This window comes from Rouxiella silvae (assembly GCF_002093625.1).
In the GTDB taxonomy this organism is placed as follows: domain Bacteria; phylum Pseudomonadota; class Gammaproteobacteria; order Enterobacterales; family Enterobacteriaceae; genus Rouxiella; species Rouxiella silvae.
Genome location: NZ_MRWD01000109.1, coordinates 3,565 through 5,335 on the forward strand (window position 1 = coordinate 3,565; position 1,771 = coordinate 5,335).

Annotated in this window: 1 rRNA gene; it reads right to left on the reverse strand. The window is 52.2% G+C overall.

What is annotated here, in order from left to right:
- Window positions 1-43: 43 nt before the first annotated feature.
- A 16S ribosomal RNA gene (locus tag BS639_RS24390) occupies window positions 44-1,586 on the reverse strand.
- Between the last annotated feature and the right edge of the window lie 185 nt (window positions 1,587-1,771).

The window sequence follows — 1,771 nt, forward strand, 5'->3', positions numbered from 1 at the left end:
ATCAGACAATCTGTGTGGACACTGCACAATGCGTATCTTTAGGTAAGGAGGTGATCCAACCGCAGGTTCCCCTACGGTTACCTTGTTACGACTTCACCCCAGTCATGAATCACAAAGTGGTAAGCGCCCTCCCGAAGGTTAAGCTACCTACTTCTTTTGCAACCCACTCCCATGGTGTGACGGGCGGTGTGTACAAGGCCCGGGAACGTATTCACCGTAGCATTCTGATCTACGATTACTAGCGATTCCGACTTCATGGAGTCGAGTTGCAGACTCCAATCCGGACTACGACATACTTTATGAGGTCCGCTTGCTCTCGCGAGTTTGCTTCTCTTTGTATATGCCATTGTAGCACGTGTGTAGCCCTACTCGTAAGGGCCATGATGACTTGACGTCATCCCCACCTTCCTCCGGTTTATCACCGGCAGTCTCCTTTGAGTTCCCACCATTACGTGCTGGCAACAAAGGATAAGGGTTGCGCTCGTTGCGGGACTTAACCCAACATTTCACAACACGAGCTGACGACAGCCATGCAGCACCTGTCTCACGGTTCCCGAAGGCACTAAGCTATCTCTAGCGAATTCCGTGGATGTCAAGAGTAGGTAAGGTTCTTCGCGTTGCATCGAATTAAACCACATGCTCCACCGCTTGTGCGGGCCCCCGTCAATTCATTTGAGTTTTAACCTTGCGGCCGTACTCCCCAGGCGGTCGACTTAACGCGTTAGCTCCGGAAGCCACGCCTCAAGGGCACAACCTCCAAGTCGACATCGTTTACAGCGTGGACTACCAGGGTATCTAATCCTGTTTGCTCCCCACGCTTTCGCACCTGAGCGTCAGTCTTTGTCCAGGGGGCCGCCTTCGCCACCGGTATTCCTCCAGATCTCTACGCATTTCACCGCTACACCTGGAATTCTACCCCCCTCTACAAGACTCTAGCTTGCCAGTTTCAAATGCAGTTCCCAAGTTAAGCTCGGGGATTTCACATCTGACTTAACAAACCGCCTGCGTGCGCTTTACGCCCAGTAATTCCGATTAACGCTTGCACCCTCCGTATTACCGCGGCTGCTGGCACGGAGTTAGCCGGTGCTTCTTCTGCGAGTAACGTCAATCGTTGCAGTTATTAACTGCAACGCCTTCCTCCTCGCTGAAAGTGCTTTACAACCCTAAGGCCTTCTTCACACACGCGGCATGGCTGCATCAGGCTTGCGCCCATTGTGCAATATTCCCCACTGCTGCCTCCCGTAGGAGTCTGGACCGTGTCTCAGTTCCAGTGTGGCTGGTCATCCTCTCAGACCAGCTAGGGATCGTCGCCTAGGTGAGCCATTACCCCACCTACTAGCTAATCCCATCTGGGCACATCCGATGGCGTGAGGCCCGAAGGTCCCCCACTTTGGTCTTGCGACATCATGCGGTATTAGCTACCGTTTCCAGTAGTTATCCCCCTCCATCAGGCAGTTTCCCAGACATTACTCACCCGTCCGCCGCTCGTCACCCAGAGAGCAAGCTCTCCCGTGCTACCGCTCGACTTGCATGTGTTAGGCCTGCCGCCAGCGTTCAATCTGAGCCATGATCAAACTCTTCAATTAAAAGTTCGATTTGCTGAAACAAGTTCAGCGGTGCTCAAAGTTACTTCACATCATTCATAATGAATTACTGCTTGGTCACTCTAAGACTTGGCATTGCTGCCTTGATATTCTGTTGCCACCGAAGTGGCTGATATCGTCTTGTGAGTGCCCACACAGATTGTCTGATAAATTGTTAAAGAGCAGTG